Here is a 17,545-nt window from a genome sequence, read left to right on the forward strand (position 1 = left end):
GCGGGGATTCAATGGATAAGATGCTGTACCTGGCCATGACCGGTGCCAAACATGTTGATTTGCAGCAGGCAACCACGGCCAATAATCTGTCCAATGCCCATACCAATGCCTTCAAGGCCGATCTGGCATCATTCCGTGCCTTGCCGGTGGTGGGGCCTGGTGCGCCCACCCGCACCTATGTGGTGGACAACACCATTGGCCACGACATGAGTCAGGGCAGCCTGATGCATACCGGCAGCCCCAGCGATTTTGCCCTGGGCTCTCCCGGTTTCTTTGCCGTACAGGCTGCCGATGGCAGTGAGGCCTATACCCGCGACGGTGGTTATGTGCTGGACGCCAACGGCATGATGCGTACCCGCAGTGGCCTGCCCATCACTGGTGATGGCGGCCCGATTACCATTCCTACCGGCTACCAGGTACAGCTGGGACAGGATGGTTCGGTGGTCGGCGTACCGCAAAACGGCAAGGACCGTACCCCGCAGCTGCTGGGCCAGATCAAGCTGGTCAACCCCGGTGCCAAGGAAGTGTACAAGGGGCCGGACGGCTTGTTCCGCATGAATAATGGCGACACCGCCACCGCCGATACCAATGTCAAGCTGGTACCGGAAACGCTGGAAGCCAGTAATGTCAATGCGGTGGAAAGCCTGGTGCAGATGATCTCCCACGGTCGCCAGTACGACATGAATATCAAGCTGATGCAGAACGCTGATCAGAACGATCAGAAAGCCACCCAGTTGCTGGCCATGGGCTGATCTGCATTACGCCAAACCGAATACCAACAAGAATACTGAGGAAACACCGCCATGATGCGTGCGCTTTATGTTGCCAAAACCGGGATGGACTCCAGCCAGTTCAATCTGGATGTAATCTCCAACAACCTGGCCAACGTCAATACCGTCGGTTTCAAGCGCGGGCGCGCTGTGTTCGAAGACCTTTACTACCAGACCCTGCGTCAGCCGGGCGCCCAGCTGGCCGATGGCAGCACCACGCCTACCGGCCTGCAAGTGGGTACCGGTGCCACTGCCGTTGCTACCGCCAAGAACTTTACCCAGGGCAACATGACGCAAAGCAGCCAGCCGCTGGACTGGGCCATTACCGGTGACGGCTTCTTCCGCATCCTGCGTCCGGATGGCACCACGGCCTATACCCGTGATGGCGAATTCAAGCGCAATTCCAGTGGTGACATCGTCACCTCTGACGGCTATCAGCTGAACCCCAATATCAACATCCCCAGCACGGCTACCCAGATCACGGTATCCAATGCCGGGGTGGTGCAGTATTTCCTGCCCAATAACCCGTCTCCGCAAACGGCCGGCACCATCCAGCTGACTACCTTCATCAATCCGCAAGGTCTGGAGAGTGTGGGCAATAACCTGTATCTGCAAAGTGCTTCGTCCGGCGACCCGCAGGATGGCGACCCGGGTACCGACAGCCGCGGGGTGGTGATGCAGGGTTTCCTGGAAGGTTCCAATGTGAATGTGACGGAAGAGCTGGTCAACATGATTACCGCACAGCGCTCTTTCGAAATGAATTCCAAGGCCATTACCACGGCCGACCAGATGCTGCAGAAACTGACGCAGATGTAAGTTTGAACAAGGACGTTGACCGTCACGCAGAAAGTGCGCGACCAACAACGTCCTGATGCAGGTGCTTGTGCAATCAAAGGGCAGGCATGGCGTAATGAAACAGGTGCCATGCAAGAGGAGGGCGATATGAACATGCTGAAATGGATGACGCTGGTCCTGGTGGCCGTACTGGCCGGGTGTGCAGCTCAGGAGCCCCCGCTGGTGACCCTGCCAATGACTGCGCGGCCGCAACCTCAGGCTGCTACCCTGCCTGCCAACGGTTCCATCTTCCAGTCGGGTAGCTATCGCGCCATGTTCGAGGACAAGATGCCGGCGCTGGTGGGTGATACCCTCACCATCAACATCCAGGAAAAGTCGTCCACCTCGCAGTCGGAACAGACCACGGCCACCCGTTCTTCTGCCTTGTCGGATACCCTTTCCAGTGGCATGCAGCTGCCCTTTATTCCCGGCAGCCTCACTAAGGGACTGGGGGCATCGCTTAATGGCAGCGGTTCGGCCAGCAATACCGGCAAGGGTACCAATCAGGTAGCCACTACCTTTGTCAGCTCGATTACCGTGACGGTGATCGAAGTGCTGTCCAATGGCAACCTCATTGTCAGTGGTGAAAAAGTGGTGCGAATCAATGGCGATACCGAATCCATCCGCCTCTCCGGTGTGGTCAATCCGCGGGATATCGCCGCGGATCGTTCGGTATCTTCACTCAAGGTGGCAGATGCCCGCATCGAGCAGGAAACCAAGGGCAATAACCGCCTGTATAATGAGCCGGGTTGGCTGGCCAAGTTTTTCCTCAGCATCATTCCCATTTGATGGCCAGGACTGGATGACATCATGAAAAAATTCCTGCTTGCACTGACTTGCCTGATGCTGGGGGCGCAAGTGCTGGCGGCCGAACGGCTGAAAGACATCACCAACATCGCCGGCGTGCGTTCCAACCAATTGCTGGGTTACGGCCTGGTGGTGGGTCTGGACGGTAGTGGTGACAAGGTGACGTCCTCACCGTTTACTGGCCAGTCGCTGTCCAATATGCTCACCCAGCTGGGCGTGCAGATTCCGCCCGGAACCAAGGTTGACCCCAAAAACGTAGCGGCAGTCAGCCTGACCGCCACGCTGCCGCCATTTGCCCGCAAAGGCCAGGCGCTGGACGTGACAGTGTCGTCCATCGGTGATGCCAAGAGCCTGCGTGGCGGCACCTTGCTGCTGTCTCCGCTCAAGGGTGCGGATGGCCAGATTTACGGTATGGCCCAGGGTAATGTACTGGTTGGCGGCGCGGGAGCCTCCGCCGGTGGCAGCAAGGCGCAGGTGAATCAACTGAGCGTAGGGCGTATTGCCGGTGGTGCTACGGTGGAGCGTGAAGTGCCTACCGCGCTGGGTAATGGCGAATTCATCAACCTGGAATTGCAGGAAGCCAATTTCACCATGGCCAATCGCGTGGTGCAGGCCATCAACAAGGCGTTTGGCAGTGGCACTGCCCGTGCGGTGGATGGTGGACTGGTGGAAGTGCGTGCGCCGTTTGATTCCAACCAGCGCGTGCAGTTTCTGTCGCGGATGGAAAATCTTGCCGTAGACCCGGCAGAAGTTTCCCCTCTGGTTATTATCAATGCCCGTACCGGCTCCATTGTGATGAACCAGGCGGTGCAGCTGGAGCCATGTGCAATTGCCCACGGTAACCTGACAGTCACCATCAGCAACAACCCGCAGGTCAGCCAGCCACCAGCCCTGTCCGGTGGTCAGACCGTGGCCACCAATCAGGCCAACGTCAGCGTCACCAGCGATGGCGGCAAGGTGCTGAAAGTAGCCAAGAGCGCCAATCTTAACCAGGTGGTATCGGCATTGAATGCGCTTGGTGCCACCCCGCAAGATCTCATTTCCATTTTGCAGGCGATGAAGGCTGCAGGCTCGCTGAAGGCTGATTTGCAGATCATCTGAGCACCTGATTTCATGCTGGCAAAAGGCCCCGCAAGCGGGGCCTTTTTCGTTGGCCCGCTTCTTGCTATGTGAGCGGCAAGGAGCGAGACATGACGACGCAGTTTTCCCCTAGCTATACGGCAGCAGATGCACAGAACCAGCAACTGGCGGTAGACCCGACCCAGATGTCCGGCCTGCGTGCGCGTATGGCCAAGGACCCGCAAGGTGCTGCCAAGGAAGCCGCGTCGCAGTTTGAAGCCCTGTTGATGGGGACCATGCTCAAGACCATGCGTCAGACCAAGTTTGATGACGAGCAGGATTCCGACATGGACACCTACCGCGGCATGCTGGACCAGCAACTGGTGCAGTCGCTCAGCAAAGCCGGAGGGATGGGCATTGCCAACCTGGTTTACCAGCAGATTGCCAAGCAGCAAGGTCTTGACCCCGGCGCGGATGCCACACAGTTACGGCCTGCTTCATCCGGTCCGGTGCTGGTTAGCCGCTTCAGCCAGTCCTCTGCCTTGAAGGCCTATCAGGCAGCACAGGCCGAGGCGGCCACTGCCAGCAGCAGTACGACAACACCGGCGACAACGGTTACGGCAGGCGGTGACAGCAAGAGCTTTGTACAGGGCTTGTTGCCGCATGCGCGGCAAGCTGCAGCGCAACTGGGTGTGGCGCCGGAGTTTGTGGTGGCCCATGCCGCATTGGAAAGCGGCTGGGGCAAGCGCGCCATTCGCAATGCCGATGGCAGCAACTCGCATAACCTGTTTGGTATCAAGGCGACTGGAGACTGGCAAGGCAAGTCCACTAGCATTACTACCACTGAATACGTCAATGGTGTGCCGCAGAAACGGGTGGACAGCTTCCGCTCCTACGATTCCTATGCCGATGCATTCAGCGACTATGCGCGCATGCTCAAAGAGTCGCCACGTTACCAGGCTGTGCTCAACCAGGGCCGTAATGTGGCCGGTTTCGCGCAAGGTTTGCAAAACGGTGGTTACGCCACCGATCCGCGCTATGCGCGCAAGCTGGTGGATGTTGCCGCCACGCTGGCGCAGCAGTCGGTCCGGTCCTGATTAAAGTTTAAGCAGTTGCAGTCGATATAACAGCAGAGAGGAAAAAATGGGCTCAAATATATTTTCCATTGGCGTCAGTGGCCTGAATGCGGCACAAACCGCCCTGTCTGTTGTTGGCCAGAACATTGCCAATGGCAATACGCCCGGATATAACCGCCAGGTGATGAGTCAGGCTGCGCGCATGCCGCAACAGGAAGGCTTCGGCTACCTGGGTCAGGGCGTGGACATTACCGGCATCAGCCGCATCTACGACAAGTATCTTGATACCCAGGTGCTCACTGCCCAGGCTGGCAGTAATTATTATTCCAGCCAGCTCTCCCAGCTCAACCAGATCAACAACCTGTTGTCTGATCCCACAGTTGGCCTGAGCAATTCTTTCCAGAGCTTTTACAGCAGTCTGCAAACCCTGTCGCAAGACCCGTCCTCGGTGCCCAGCCGGCAGACTGTGGTCAATATGTCGCAGGCGCTGGTTTCCAATTTCACCGCCATTGGCAACAACCTGTCGCAAATGCAGGCCGGAGCCAATTCGCAAATTACCAGTACGGTAAACAGTATCAATGCACTGGCACAAAATATTGCCGACCTGAACAATCAGATTGCTGCTGCCGCTGCCGCCAATACCCAGCAACAGCCGAACGACCTGATGGATCAGCGCGACCAGGCCATGGAGCAGCTGAACAAACTGGTCAGCGCCAAGGCCGTGCCGCAATCGGATGGTACCTACAGCGTGTTCATCGGTAATGGCCAGGCGCTGGTGATGGGCAATAATGTCACCAAGCTGGGAACACAGAACGACCCCACCAACCCCCTGAACGTGCAGGTTACCTATCCCAACCCGAATGGCACCAATACCGTGGTGCCCAGTACCGCCCTGGCGGGTGGTCAGCTGGCGGGTTATCTGGATTTCCGTGACGGTACTTTGTTGTCTACCCAGCAGAAGCTGGGCACGCTGGCCATCGATTTCACCACGGCCATGAATTACCAGAACCAGCTGGGACGTGATTTGTCCGGCAATCAAGGCGGATTGATCTTTGCCGACATGACCAGTTACGCCTCGCATCCGCAGGATGCAGTGGCCAATATGCAGTTGCTGTTGTCCGATCCTACCAAGCTGGCTGCCTCGTCTTCTTTGCAACTGGGCAGTGGTGGCATCACCCCGTCCGGTACCGGCGTCACGCTGTCCGGCGTGTGGGCCAGCATGCCCGGTACGTATGGCTGGGCCAGCACATCGTCGCCGCCTTCGGTATCGACGCACCCGGTTACCGGCCTGACCGGCATGACCATCAATGCCACCACTGCAACCAGCATTACTGCCACGCTGACCGGTGGCCCGGACAACGGTCAGACCTTCAACGTAGTGCCGGACCCGACGGTATCCAACGGTTACAAGCTGGTGGACAATGCCACGCCTGCCAACGACCTGGGTATCAAGTTCCAGCTGTCCGGCCAGATGAAGGCCGGCATGACCATCAATGTCTCTCCGGTGCCCACCGGCACGGCAGTCAGCGGTAACGGTAACAACCTGGGCGAGATGATGGGTTTGCAGACCCGCAAGATTGTTGACGATAACAAGAATGGCACCAATACCGGCTTGCAGTCTTTCCAGACTTACTATTCGACCACCGTCAGCTTTGTGGGGAATGCCACCAATACGGTGAAACTGGCATCGTCGTCGCAGACCACCTTGCTGCAACAGGCCACGACTTCCCGCTCCAATGTCAGCGGCGTGAATATGGATCAGGAAGCCGCCGACCTGATCAAGTACCAACAGGCATATCAGGCATCTGGCAAGGTTCTCCAGATTGCACAGACACTATTCCAGCAAATCCTGCAAATGGGTGGCTGAGGCGAGGGTTGAATCATGAGAATCAGTACCGCTACTTCCTACCTGACCGGCACCTACGACATGCAATCGCTGCAGTCGCAGTTGCAGTCCTTGCAATCCCAGCTCGATACGCAGAAGCGTGTGGTCACCCCGGCCGATGATCCGGTTGCTGCTGCACGCATCCTGCAGTTGAACCAGTCTGACGGGATGAATACCCAGTTCATCACCAACACCAAGGCGGTGGAGTCCACCTTGTCGCTGGCCGAGTCGCAGCTGACCAATGCATCAAACTTGCTGACCAGTCTGAAAGCTTCCGCCATCCAGGCGGGTAACACCGTCCTGTCGTCCGACCAGTTGCTGATGATTCAGAAGCAGGTGCAGGAGGGCATTTCCGAAATGACCGGTTACGCCAATGCTACCGACGGCAAGGGCAACTACCTGTTCAGTGGCAACAAGGTGGATACGCCGCCCTTTGTGCTGGATGCAACATACGCTGCGACTTATCAGGGGGACACCGGTCAGCGCAATGTCCCCATCAGTGCCTCGCGCAGCATGCAGATTTCCGATGCGGGCAGCAATATCTTTGGCAATGCAACGAGCCCGACGGCAGTGTTTGATGCGCTCAAGTCGCTCAATGACCTGCTGGCGCAGAACCCCAAGCCATCTACTTACAGTACCGACATGGGTAATATTATTTCTGCACTGGATACAGCGCAGAAAAACCTGGCCACCAATATTGCGTCGATTGGTGCGCGGCGTCAGGAAAACCAGAACGTTCAGGACATGGGTACCCAGCTGGGTTTGCAGTACAAGAGTGGCATCAGTGACTTGCAGGATCTGGACATGCCCAGTGCCATCACCAGCTTTACCCAGACCCAGACTTCGCTCAAGTACAGTCAGCTGGTGTACAACAAGGTGACCAGCCTGTCCCTGTTCAACTACATGTCCTGAGCCCGGCCTCAGGCAGCACAAAACCAGAACGGCTACCACAAGGTAGCCGTTTTTAATGGTTCTGCCGGGCTGTTACAGGGTGGCAGGTTCCACCACGATGCCTGCCCGCAGGCCGGGTTTGACGCCGGGGTTGGGGAACAGGATGCGTTCCGCCCCGCCATCAGCGACATAGCGTTCTGCACCATCTTCGGCAATCAGGAAACCATCAGGCAGGGCCGTGAAATTTTCCACCTGCGCATCCAGGTGCAGGCGGAAGGCCTCGCTGTGTTTGATCAGGTCGTACTTGGCCCGGAACAGCGGATAGTCACCCGGCTGATAGTCAGCCAGCGGCGGCGTGGTATCACTCACCAACTGGCGCAGGGCCTGGTCGATACCGGCAAAGCGGGACAGATCGTTATGGCCAAACGGGCGGGCCTTGCCCAGTTCCAGGGTGAAGGCATGTGCCTGATACGCGTGGCTGGTGTAATAGCTGAAGGTGTTGGCCGGTTTGCTGTGCAGCAGTACCGCCTCGATGCCGCAATGTTTCAGCCAGGCAAGTTGGGCCGGATCATGCGCGCGCTGGTGCAGGAAGGGGTAGATGGCAAACTTCTCATATACCGAACCACGGATGGCGGTGTGCAGGTCGTAATGCAGGCGCAGTGCATGGGACGGAGCCTGGGCAAAGAAACGGCCGGCTTCTTGTTCCAGCAAGGCGGCACAAGCGGCCTCCTGCGCGTCAGGCTGCTGCTGGTGGGCGCCATTGAACAGACGATTGAGGTCGTAATCCAGATAGCGCTCGCCCTGCTGCATGGCTTTTGGATTGCCAAATGCCACCAGCAGCCGGTGGTGCAAGGGCAGGGTGCCGCTGGCAATATCGGCCAGCATGGCGTCGATTACTTCGATGGGTGCGGTTTCATTGCCGTGGATGCCGCAGGACAACAGAATGAATGCGGGCTTGCTGTGCTGGCCTGCTGGGAATAGTTCCACCACATTGGCGGCATGCCAGCGCGCAGTCACGCCAGCGGCCAGTTGCCATTCCGGCAGGGTGGTTGTGTTGGCTTGCAGCACGTGTTGCAGAAAACGGGATGGCTGAGTGGTCATCGGCAGTCCAGGCAAGAAACGATATCTGATTGTAACCATTTCCGCCCGGCGTGCAGCCGGCATGCCGCGCTGATGAACGGGCATGCCGTTTCTGGGCAATTCAGTCTATCCAGCCGGGTTTGCGCATTTCCAGGAATGCCCTGACGCCTTCCTGTCCCTCATCGCTGCGCCGCAAGGCCACCATGCGGTCTATGGTCAGGTCGATGACAGCGGGGGCAATGTCGCGGTGTTCGATGTCGCGGATCAACTGCTTGGCTGCCACCATGGCGTGCGGGCCGTTCAGCAGCAGTTGGCGGCACATATGCTCCACCGCGTCATCAAGTTCATCGTTTTCCACCGTCTGGTGAATCAGTCCCAGGCGACGTGCCTTGCCTGCGTTGATGCGTTCTGCCGTGACAAAGTAGCGGCGCGCGGCACGCGGGCCGATGGCACGCATGATGTAGGGCGCTGCCAGTGCCGGAATGATGCCCAGCTTCACGTCGGAGAAGCAGAACAAGGCTTCGGATACGCTGATGGAAACATCGCAGCAGGCAACCAGTGCCGCACCGATGCCAAAGGCCGAGCCTTGTACCCGTGCAATGGTGGGCTTGGGCAGGTGGTCCAGCGTTTCCAGCAAACGGGACAGACGCTGGGCATCCCGTCTTTGCTGGCTTTCATCAAATTCGGTCAGGCGTCGTAGCCAGGCGCTGTCATGGCCTGCCGAGAAACTGATGCCCTCGCCAGTCAGTACCACAACACGAACGCTGTCGTCTTCAGCCAGTGTTTCCAGGGTGGCGGTCAGCAAGTCCACCATCTTGTCATCCAGCGCATTGTGCAATTCGCCACGATTCAGGCTGATGGTGGCAATGCCTTGCGGGCTTACCTTGAGCAGTACGGCCTCTTCCATGGGGGTTCTCCTTTGTTGTTGTTTGACTGTTGGCCCCGTCAGGGCTGGCAGAAGCGGATGATGCTGCGGCTGAAGGCTTCTGCCGCTTCGATATGCAGGACATGCGCAGCGTGCGGAATTTGTTCCAGCGTGGCATGTGGAATGCGTTGCTGCAAGATTTCTGCCTGATACAGCGGGGTGAGCCGGTCTTCCGCACCTAGCAGGATGTGACAGGGAATCTGCAGTTGTGGCAGCCAGTTGCGGGCATCATGCTCCTTCACGCCGTTGATCAGGCGGATGACTGCGTCCCAGTCCACCATGCCGGCCAGGGTTTTCATGTCCTCCAGCATGGCCGCGTTGGCGGTGAGAAAACGGCTGGAAAACAGCCAGGGTATGCTGGCGCTGTAACGCAAATCCAGCCCGCCTGCCTGGTTGCATTCTATCCAGCTCTGGCTGATGCGGTTGTTGGCCTCATCCGACCAGGCCAGGGTTGAGGCCAGCAACAGCTTGCGCACGCGCTGGCCGTGCCGGTGGGCAAAGTGCTGGGCCACCATGCCGCCATAGGACAGCCCCACCAGAAAGACCTGCGACAGCTGCAAGGCATCCAGCAGGGCGGCAGCCAGGTCCGCCTGCTCTGCCAGCGTGTATTTCTCGGCGACAGGCTTGTCGGTTTGCCCCTGGCCCAGAAAGTCGAAGCGGATTACGCGATACTGGCTTTCCAGTGCCGGCATCATCAGGCCCCAGGCCGGTGTGGACATGGTGATGCCGTTGAACAGCAGCAAATCCTGCTGGCCATGACCGCTGATTTCATAAAAAACCGAGTGGCTGCCGAGTGCGAGGTGGGGCATGGAAGGCTCCTGCGGTTGATGGCTTGCGCGGATGGTCGTTTCTGTCATTCTAGGCCGCATTGCTGATGGAGAGCCAGCAAGCGGCCGTTTTGTTGAGATTTACCCGTGGCCAGGTAAAGAGATTGTCATTTGTACGGTTTAAAGTACCGGTTTGTACATTGGCCGGATAATCAAACCATCGCTATGGACTGTACGCCGCAAAGGGAAGTGACCGAACTGGCCCAGCTGGCTTCGCGCTGTCACGAACTGGAAGAAATCATCAGCGAGCGACGCCTGCAGCCGGTATTCCAGCCGATTGTCGATCTCACCACCGGTGGGGTGCTGGGTTACGAGGGCCTGATCCGCGGGCCGTCCAACAGCCCGCTGCACTCGCCGGTCAGCCTGTTCGACCAGGCCGAACGCTGCCAGCTGACAGTGATGCTGGATCGAAGCTGCCGCCAGGTCACCATGGAACGTTTTGTCGAACTGGGACTGTCCGGTTTGTTGTTCCTGAATATCTGTCCGGCCACCTTGCTGGCGCCCGAACATCGTCAGGGTGAAACGCTGGCCTTCCTGCAGAAAATCGGTCTGTCGGCCGAGCGCATCATCATTGAGGTCACCGAAACCACGCCTGCCGCGTGCTACGACAGTTTGCGCCTTGCCACCACGCATTACCGCGACAACGGCTTTCGCATTGCGCTGGATGACCTTGGCGAAGGCTTTTCCAATCTGAGGCTGTGGTCCGAGCTGCGGCCGGACTTTGTCAAACTGGACAAACACTTTGTCCAGCAACTGCATCTGGACCCGCTGAAAGAGCAATTTGTCCGCTCCATGGTGGACATTGCCCGCCAGTCCGGCGCCATGCTGGTGGCCGAAGGCATTGAAACCCAGGCCGAGCTGCGCACCTTGCAAAGGCTGGGCGTGCGCTATGGGCAGGGCTATCTGCTGGCGCGGCCCAGTGCGGTGCCGGCGCTCGATTTGCAGATTCACGTCAACGGCGTGGTGTGGGAGGGCGGTCGCAACCGCATGCCCTGGCAAATGCAGGCCACGGCGCGGGATTTGTTGCAGGAAGTGCCCTGCCTGACGCCGGATGTGCCCAATGAGGCGGCCTATCGCCTGTTCGACCGCGATCCGGCACGTTTTGCCATCCCGGTGGTAAAGGATGGCGTGCCGGTTGGCCTGCTGCGGCGTCATCACCTGCTGGAAAGCTTTGCCCGGCCATTCAATCGCGAACTCTACGGCAAGAAGCCCTGCACCACGATGATGGACAAGCAGCCCTTGATCGTGAATGCCGATTTGAATGTGCATGATTTGTCCACGCTGGTGGTGGCATCCGAGCAGCGTTATCTGGTGGATGGCTTCATCATTACCGAAAACGGGCAGTATCTGGGCATGGGGACCGGCTTTGCCCTGATGCGCAAAATGACCGAATTGCAGATTTCCGCTGCACGTTATGCCAACCCGCTTACCGGCTTGCCCGGTAATGTCCCCTTGTCCGAAGCGATAGACCGCTTGCTGGAAGCGCAGCTGCCTTTTGTGGTGGCCTATGCCGACCTGGACAATTTCAAACCCTTCAATGATCTGTACGGCTATGCGGCAGGAGACGAGATGATCTGCCTGTTGGCCCGGCTGCTGGTGGATTGCGTGGATGCCGACCGTGACTTTGTCGGTCATGTCGGCGGGGACGATTTTGCCTTGCTGCTGCAATCGCCAGACTGGCGGCCACGGCTGGAGCAGATGTTGCAGCAATTCGACGCGGCAGTGCGAGGCATGTTTGACCCCGTGCATCTGGCCAGTGGTGGTTTTGACATGCCGGGCCGTAATGGCGAGCAGATGCATTTTCCGCTGACGTCCCTGTCGGTGGGCGTGGTCAGGGTAGCGCCGGGCCAGTTTCCCACGCATTACGAAGTCGGTGCTGCCACGGCGGAGGCCAAGAAGCAGGCCAAGAAGCAGCCGGGCAGCAGCCTGTTTGTCGAGCGACGCCTGGCGCATCCTGCCGGTGGACTTGTTCGATGAATTAAACATGCCGGCCCGGAAAGCCTGTTTTGTATCAAATGTGAAGTCCCTATTCTGGTTTTTTTTCCCAAATGCAGCACTGTGAGGCCTGAAAGCCACATTGCTCGCTCACTTTTGATCAAGTTTCGTTTTGAGGCTTGTCAAATTTATTAAACGTAAGCTAGGCTTCTCTCCAGCAAAAGAGCAGCGTATAGACTGCTTTGGGCAGTAATGCTGGCATGACATGACGGGATGTTTAAGCCCATTTGTGATCAATGCACAGTGCTGACCAGATCGTTCGGGAGAGTAGGGGAGGAGCCAGCATGAATTTTGTCGCAGCACGCATTGCCGTTCATCACGGCAATACAGGCTACGCCCGCTTCAGTAGGCCCCCCCATGAAGGTATCGTTTCCGGTTTGACCGTTTTTCCCGCTTTTTCTTTGCCAGACACTGCCCATTCACGGTGGGGACTGGTATTGTTTTGAAAGCGGATTTAGGTGCGAGTGAAAAGGTGGCAAACCTGCCTTTTCTGTAAGCTGACCGTTATTCAGGTCGCGGACACGCGAAATCAGCCGCCTGGGCTGGAATAGTAGGAGGGAGCAAAATCATGACGGATGCTGTAGCGGCCAACAAGCCGGTTCAATCAAATGCTGGTACACAGGCTGCCAAGCAGGTTCAGAAAGTGCAAGCCAATGACAAGCCTTATCTGAAAATCAGTGGGGTGGTCAAAAAATTCGGCGACCACGTTGCTGTCGACCATGTTGATCTGGAAATCAGACAACACGAAATTTTCGCGCTGCTGGGTAGTTCCGGCTGCGGCAAGTCCACCCTGCTGCGCATGCTGGCAGGCATGGACAACCCGACTTCGGGCAAGATCATCCTCGATGGCGAGGATGTGATCGGCCTGGCGCCGTACGAGCGCCCGGTCAACATGATGTTCCAGAGCTATGCCTTGTTCCCCCACATGACCGTGGCCGAAAACATTGCCTTTGGCCTGAAACAGGACAAGCTGCCCAAGGCGGAAATCAGCGCCCGTGTGGATGAAATGCTGGACCTGGTGCAGATGCGCAAGTACGCCAACCGCAAGCCGCATCAACTCTCCGGTGGTCAGCAACAGCGTGTGGCACTGGCGCGTAGCCTGGCCAAGCGTCCGAAGCTGCTGCTGCTGGACGAACCGCTGGGCGCACTGGACAAGAAACTGCGTCAGCAAACCCAGCTTGAACTGGCCAGCACCATCGAAAAGGTGGGCGTAACCTGCATCATGGTGACGCACGACCAGGAAGAAGCCATGACCATGGCAGACCGCATCGGCATCATGTCCGAAGGCAAGCTGCTGCAAGTGGGCACCCCGACCGAAATCTACGACTACCCCAACTGTCGCTTCACCGCCGAATTCATTGGTGAAACCAATATGTTCGAAGGTGCGGTGACTGTGGATGAAGCCGACCGCGTGGAAATCACCTCGCAGGAACTGGGCGGTGTGGTACGTATCGACCACGGCATTACCGGTCCCAAGGGCATGCATGTGTGGGCCAGTGTCCGTCCGGAAGACGTACGCCTGGACCGCAAGACCGTGGCAGCCGGCCCGAACATGGCCTCCGGCGTGGTGGAAAACATTGCCTACATGGGCAGCTACTCCGTGTTCCACATCAAGCTGGCCAGTGGCAAGGTAGTGAAATCGGTTGTGCCGTCCTCGCGCTGGTACGATGCCGACGAAACCGCTCCCACCTGGGGCGATCCGGTATTTGTCAGCTGGCGTGCCGATGCACCGGTCATCCTGACCATGTAAGGTCAATCCAGCAGGTAAAAGCGGATACATCATCAGTGTGTCCGCTTTTTTTACGCCCGTAGTCATGGCTTTTGTTTCACGCAATTCAACTTCCTGTCACCGAGGTTCTCATGCTCCGCTTCGCCCATCAGCCTGCCGTGCCGTCCTACTACCAGGCCAGTGCCAGCCACTGGGAGGCCTGCCCGCCACTGCAAGGCGCGGTCAGTGTCGATATCTGCGTGGTGGGCGGCGGACTGGCCGGTTTGTCCGCCGCGCTCAACCTGGCCGAGCGCGGTTTTTCCGTCACCTTGCTGGAAGGCAGCGCCATCGGTTTTGGTGCTTCCGGACGTAATGGTGGACAGGTGATTGCCGGTTATGCCTGCGGCACCGACACCTTGCGTGCCCAATTGGGTAGCGAACTGGCGCGGGTGATGTGGGATATGTCGGTGGAGGCGGTGGACATCATCGATGAGCGGGTAAGAAAACACGGCATTGACTGCGACTGGGCACGTGGGTTTTGCAATGCCGCCATCAAGCCGCGCCACATGCAGGAGCTGGAAGCCTGGCAGCACGAAGCTGAAACCGAATACGGCTATGGCGGCATGCAGCTGTGGGACAAGGCTACACTGGCGCAGCAACTGGGCAGCGAACGCTATCAGGGTGGTTTGTTTGATCCGCGTTCCGGCCACTTGCATCCGCTCAACTACACCTTGGGTCTGGCGCGTGCCGCCATCGCCGCCGGGGTGAAGATTTACGAACAGTCCCCGGTATTGCGACTGGAGCAGGGCGCACAACCGGTGGTGCATGCCGAACAGGGGCAAGTGCGTTGCCAGCACGTGGTGCTGGCCTGCAATGCCTATATTGGCCAGCTGCTGCCGCAGCTGGAGCGCAAGATCATGCCGGCCGGCACTTATGTGATTGCCACCGAGCCACTGGGACGTGAACGCGCGGCCAGCCTGATCGCCAACAATATGGCGGTGTGTGACACCAACTTCGTGCTGGATTATTACCGCCTGTCGGCGGACAACCGTCTGCTGTTTGGTGGCAAGGTCAGTTACTCCGGGCGCGAGCCGCACGATCTGGCCGGGGCAATGCGCAGCGATATGTTGCGGGTGTTTCCGCAGCTGGCTGATGTGAAGGTGGACTATGCCTGGGGCGGTTTTTGCGACATCACCGTCAATCGCGCGCCGGACCTGGGCCGTCTGGCCGGTAATATCTACTACATGCAGGGCTTTTCCGGCCACGGGGTCAATGTCACCGGGATTGCCGGCAAGGTGATTGCCGAAGCCATTGCCGGCACCGCAGGCCGGCTGGATGTGTTTGCCCGCGTGCAGCACCGCGACTTTCCCGGTGGCAAGCTGTTGCGCACGCCAGCACTGGTGCTGGGCATGGCCTATTATCGGATGAAGGACGCGCTGTAAAGCGCGTTGTTGGTCTGCCTTTGCATGCCAGTTGGATGATGATTATCGTGTAGCACCACAAAATGGAAGATATGCTGTCAAAAGACTGATCGGGCAGCATATTTGCCGTTTTTTTGCCGTCACGCCGGGCTGTGCCGGACACGGCTTTGCCCCAAAAAATGCCGCTGTGGTTCCGTCATCAAATTTTTACTTGTCAAGCTGCGTGATGTTGTTAAAATCCGCGCTCGTTTTGCAATGCAAAACACCGACAATCAATTGTTTCGCTCCGACATCCCAGGCCCACATAAAAGCTTTGTAGCCCGAAAGCCGCGCACTAAGGAGCGGGGTTATCCATCGAATCATTGAGGGAAAATCTCATGGCTTGGACTGTGGCTGATAGCCGGAGCCTGTACGGCATCCGGCATTGGGGGGCGGGCTATTTCGACGTGGGCGACAACGGATGCATCCAGGTGCAGCCGAATGTGCGCCATGCCACACGTATCGATCTGCACGAATTGAGCCGTCAACTGGGAGCAAAAGGGCTGGATCTGCCGCTATTGGTGCGTTTTCCGGACATCCTGCAAGACCGCGTGACCCGCCTGTGCGGCGCATTTGACAACGCCATTGCCACGCAAAACTACGGCAATCGCTACACCGCCATTTACCCCATCAAGGTGAATCAGCAAGAAGCGGTGGTGAAAAGCATCATCGCCACCCGCGACGTGTCCATCGGTCTGGAAGCCGGCTCCAAGCCGGAACTGATGGCCGTGCTGGCGCTGGCTCCCAAGGGCGGCACCATCATCTGCAATGGCTACAAGGACCGCGAGTTCGTGCGTCTGGCGCTGATCGGCCAGAAGCTGGGTCATCAGGTGTTCATCGTCATCGAAAAAGAATCCGAAGTTGACCTGGCCATTGAAGAAAGCCAGAAGCTGGGCGTGCGCCCGATGCTGGGCATGCGCGTGCGCCTGTCCTCGCTGGCCAGCAGCAAATGGGCGGATACCGGTGGTGACAAGGGCAAGTTCGGCCTATCCGCGGCCCAGCTGATTTCCGCTGCCGACAAGCTGGCTGCTGCCGGCATGTCCGACTGCGTGCGCTTGATGCACTTCCACATGGGTTCGCAGATTGCCAATATCGGCGACTACCGTGCCGGCTTCCGCGAAGCGGTGCGTTACTTTGCCGAATTGCGTGCGCTGGGCCTGCCGATTGACCACGTCGATGTGGGCGGTGGTCTGGGCGTGGACTATGACGGCACCCATTCGCGCAATGCCAGCTCCATCAACTACGACATGGACGAATACGCCCAGGTCATCGTGTCGATGCTGGCCGAGTTCTGCGACGAAAACGGCATTCCGCACCCGCGCATCCTGTCCGAATCCGGCCGCGCCATGACCGCGCACCACGCGGTGCTGATCATGAACGTGACCGACGTGGAGCGCCTGCCGGAAAGCGTGCCGGAAGTGGAGGACCTGTCGGTACTGGCCAAGCCGGTGCGCAAGCTGTTCGAGCTGATGGAGCTGACCGACGAAGAAATGGTGACGGAAATCTATTACCGCGCCAGCCATTACGCGTCCGATGTGTCCGATCTGTACTCCGCCGGCCGCATTTCGTTGAAAGAAAAGGCCATGGCCGAGGACGTGCACGCCACACTGTGCCGTCGCCTGCATCGCCAGTTGCAAGCCAGCCAGCGTTCGCAGCGCCAGGTGTATGACGAGCTGACCGACAAGCTGGCGGACAAGTATTTCTGCAACTTCTCGGTATTCCAGAGCCTGCCGGATACCTGGGCCATCGACCAGATCCTGCCCATCATGCCGGTCCACCGGCTGGACGAGCAGCCCACCCGCCGCGCCGTGCTACAGGATTTGACCTGCGATTCGGACGGCAAGGTGAAGCAGTATGTCGACCAGCAAAGCATCGAATCCAGCATGTCGGTGCATGATGTCGAACCCGGCAAGGAATACCTGATTGCCGTGTTCATGGTGGGTGCCTACCAGGAAATCCTGGGTGACATGCACAATCTGTTTGGCGATACCGACTCGGTCAACGTTTATGTGCGCGACAATGGCCAACTGGAATTTGCCGGCGTGGAAGAGCATGACACCATCGAAGACATGCTGCGCTATGTGCACCTGTCGCCGGAGGAAATCCTCAACCGCTACGAGGAAAAAGCCCGTGCGGCCGATCTGTCCAGCGACGAGCGCAATGTATTCTTTGCCGAGTTCTGCCGTGGTCTGAAGCAGTCGTCCTATCTGTCGGTGTAAGCCGTGCAG

At 58.3% G+C, this 17,545-nt stretch carries 14 protein-coding genes; 11 read left to right on the plus strand and 3 right to left on the minus strand.

The window, feature by feature from the left end:
* Positions 1 to 11: 11 nt before the first annotated feature.
* The 7 genes from DKK66_RS14430 (at position 12) to flgL (ending at position 7,343) form a co-directional block, all read left to right on the plus strand.
* A complete protein-coding gene (locus tag DKK66_RS14430) occupies positions 12 to 752 on the plus strand; it encodes a flagellar basal body rod protein FlgF (protein WP_045845205.1) in 741 nt (246 codons plus the stop codon).
* A gap of 51 nt (positions 753 to 803) precedes the next feature.
* Positions 804 to 1,586 (plus strand): flagellar basal-body rod protein FlgG, encoded by a 783-nt coding sequence (gene flgG / locus DKK66_RS14435; RefSeq protein WP_131359273.1) that lies wholly within the window; start codon positions 804 to 806, stop codon positions 1,584 to 1,586.
* A 126-nt stretch (positions 1,587 to 1,712) separates the two neighbouring features.
* Complete coding sequence (locus tag DKK66_RS14440; RefSeq protein ID WP_207389788.1) at positions 1,713 to 2,393, plus strand: flagellar basal body L-ring protein FlgH; 681 nt, start codon at positions 1,713 to 1,715, stop codon at positions 2,391 to 2,393.
* A 21-nt stretch (positions 2,394 to 2,414) separates the two neighbouring features.
* Complete coding sequence (locus DKK66_RS14445; RefSeq protein ID WP_131359275.1) at positions 2,415 to 3,512, plus strand: flagellar basal body P-ring protein FlgI; 1,098 nt, start codon at positions 2,415 to 2,417, stop codon at positions 3,510 to 3,512.
* Positions 3,513 to 3,601: 89 nt separating this feature from the next.
* Positions 3,602 to 4,567 (plus strand): flagellar assembly peptidoglycan hydrolase FlgJ, encoded by a 966-nt coding sequence (flgJ, locus tag DKK66_RS14450; protein WP_131359277.1) that lies wholly within the window; start codon positions 3,602 to 3,604, stop codon positions 4,565 to 4,567.
* 46 nt (positions 4,568 to 4,613) lie between these two features.
* A complete protein-coding gene (gene flgK, locus DKK66_RS14455) occupies positions 4,614 to 6,413 on the plus strand; it encodes a flagellar hook-associated protein FlgK (protein WP_131359279.1) in 1,800 nt (599 codons plus the stop codon).
* Positions 6,414 to 6,428: 15 nt separating this feature from the next.
* The gene (flgL, locus tag DKK66_RS14460; protein ID WP_131359282.1) at positions 6,429 to 7,343 is read left to right on the plus strand and encodes a flagellar hook-associated protein FlgL; all 915 of its coding nucleotides are present in this window, start codon (positions 6,429 to 6,431) and stop codon (positions 7,341 to 7,343) included.
* A 72-nt stretch (positions 7,344 to 7,415) separates the two neighbouring features.
* Here the strand turns inward: flgL and astE are convergent, their stop codons facing one another.
* From astE to DKK66_RS14475, 3 genes are all read right to left on the minus strand, one after another.
* Positions 7,416 to 8,423: a succinylglutamate desuccinylase gene (astE, locus tag DKK66_RS14465; RefSeq protein WP_131359284.1), complete on the minus strand. Its 1,008-nt coding sequence runs from the start codon at positions 8,421 to 8,423 to the stop codon at positions 7,416 to 7,418.
* A 100-nt stretch (positions 8,424 to 8,523) separates the two neighbouring features.
* Positions 8,524 to 9,309 (minus strand): enoyl-CoA hydratase-related protein, encoded by a 786-nt coding sequence (locus DKK66_RS14470; RefSeq protein WP_045845199.1) that lies wholly within the window; start codon positions 9,307 to 9,309, stop codon positions 8,524 to 8,526.
* A 38-nt stretch (positions 9,310 to 9,347) separates the two neighbouring features.
* The gene (locus DKK66_RS14475) at positions 9,348 to 10,136 is read right to left on the minus strand and encodes an alpha/beta fold hydrolase (protein ID WP_045845198.1); all 789 of its coding nucleotides are present in this window, start codon (positions 10,134 to 10,136) and stop codon (positions 9,348 to 9,350) included.
* Positions 10,137 to 10,343: 207 nt separating this feature from the next.
* On the opposite strand from DKK66_RS14475, the gene DKK66_RS14480 reads away from it, so the two are divergent.
* The 4 genes from DKK66_RS14480 to speA all read left to right on the plus strand — a co-directional run bounded on the left by DKK66_RS14480 (position 10,344) and on the right by speA (position 17,536).
* The gene (locus DKK66_RS14480; RefSeq protein ID WP_239689498.1) at positions 10,344 to 12,131 is read left to right on the plus strand and encodes a GGDEF domain-containing protein; all 1,788 of its coding nucleotides are present in this window, start codon (positions 10,344 to 10,346) and stop codon (positions 12,129 to 12,131) included.
* A gap of 586 nt (positions 12,132 to 12,717) precedes the next feature.
* Positions 12,718 to 13,899 (plus strand): ABC transporter ATP-binding protein, encoded by a 1,182-nt coding sequence (locus tag DKK66_RS14485; protein ID WP_131359286.1) that lies wholly within the window; start codon positions 12,718 to 12,720, stop codon positions 13,897 to 13,899.
* A gap of 110 nt (positions 13,900 to 14,009) precedes the next feature.
* Positions 14,010 to 15,299: an FAD-binding oxidoreductase gene (locus DKK66_RS14490; protein WP_131359288.1), complete on the plus strand. Its 1,290-nt coding sequence runs from the start codon at positions 14,010 to 14,012 to the stop codon at positions 15,297 to 15,299.
* 356 nt (positions 15,300 to 15,655) lie between these two features.
* Complete coding sequence (speA, locus tag DKK66_RS14495) at positions 15,656 to 17,536, plus strand: arginine decarboxylase (protein ID WP_045845195.1); 1,881 nt, start codon at positions 15,656 to 15,658, stop codon at positions 17,534 to 17,536.
* Positions 17,537 to 17,545 lie beyond the last annotated feature (9 nt).

The sequence above is a fragment of the Aquitalea sp. USM4 genome (genome assembly GCF_004328945.1).
Taxonomy (GTDB): Bacteria; Pseudomonadota; Gammaproteobacteria; order Burkholderiales; family Chromobacteriaceae; genus Aquitalea; species Aquitalea pelogenes.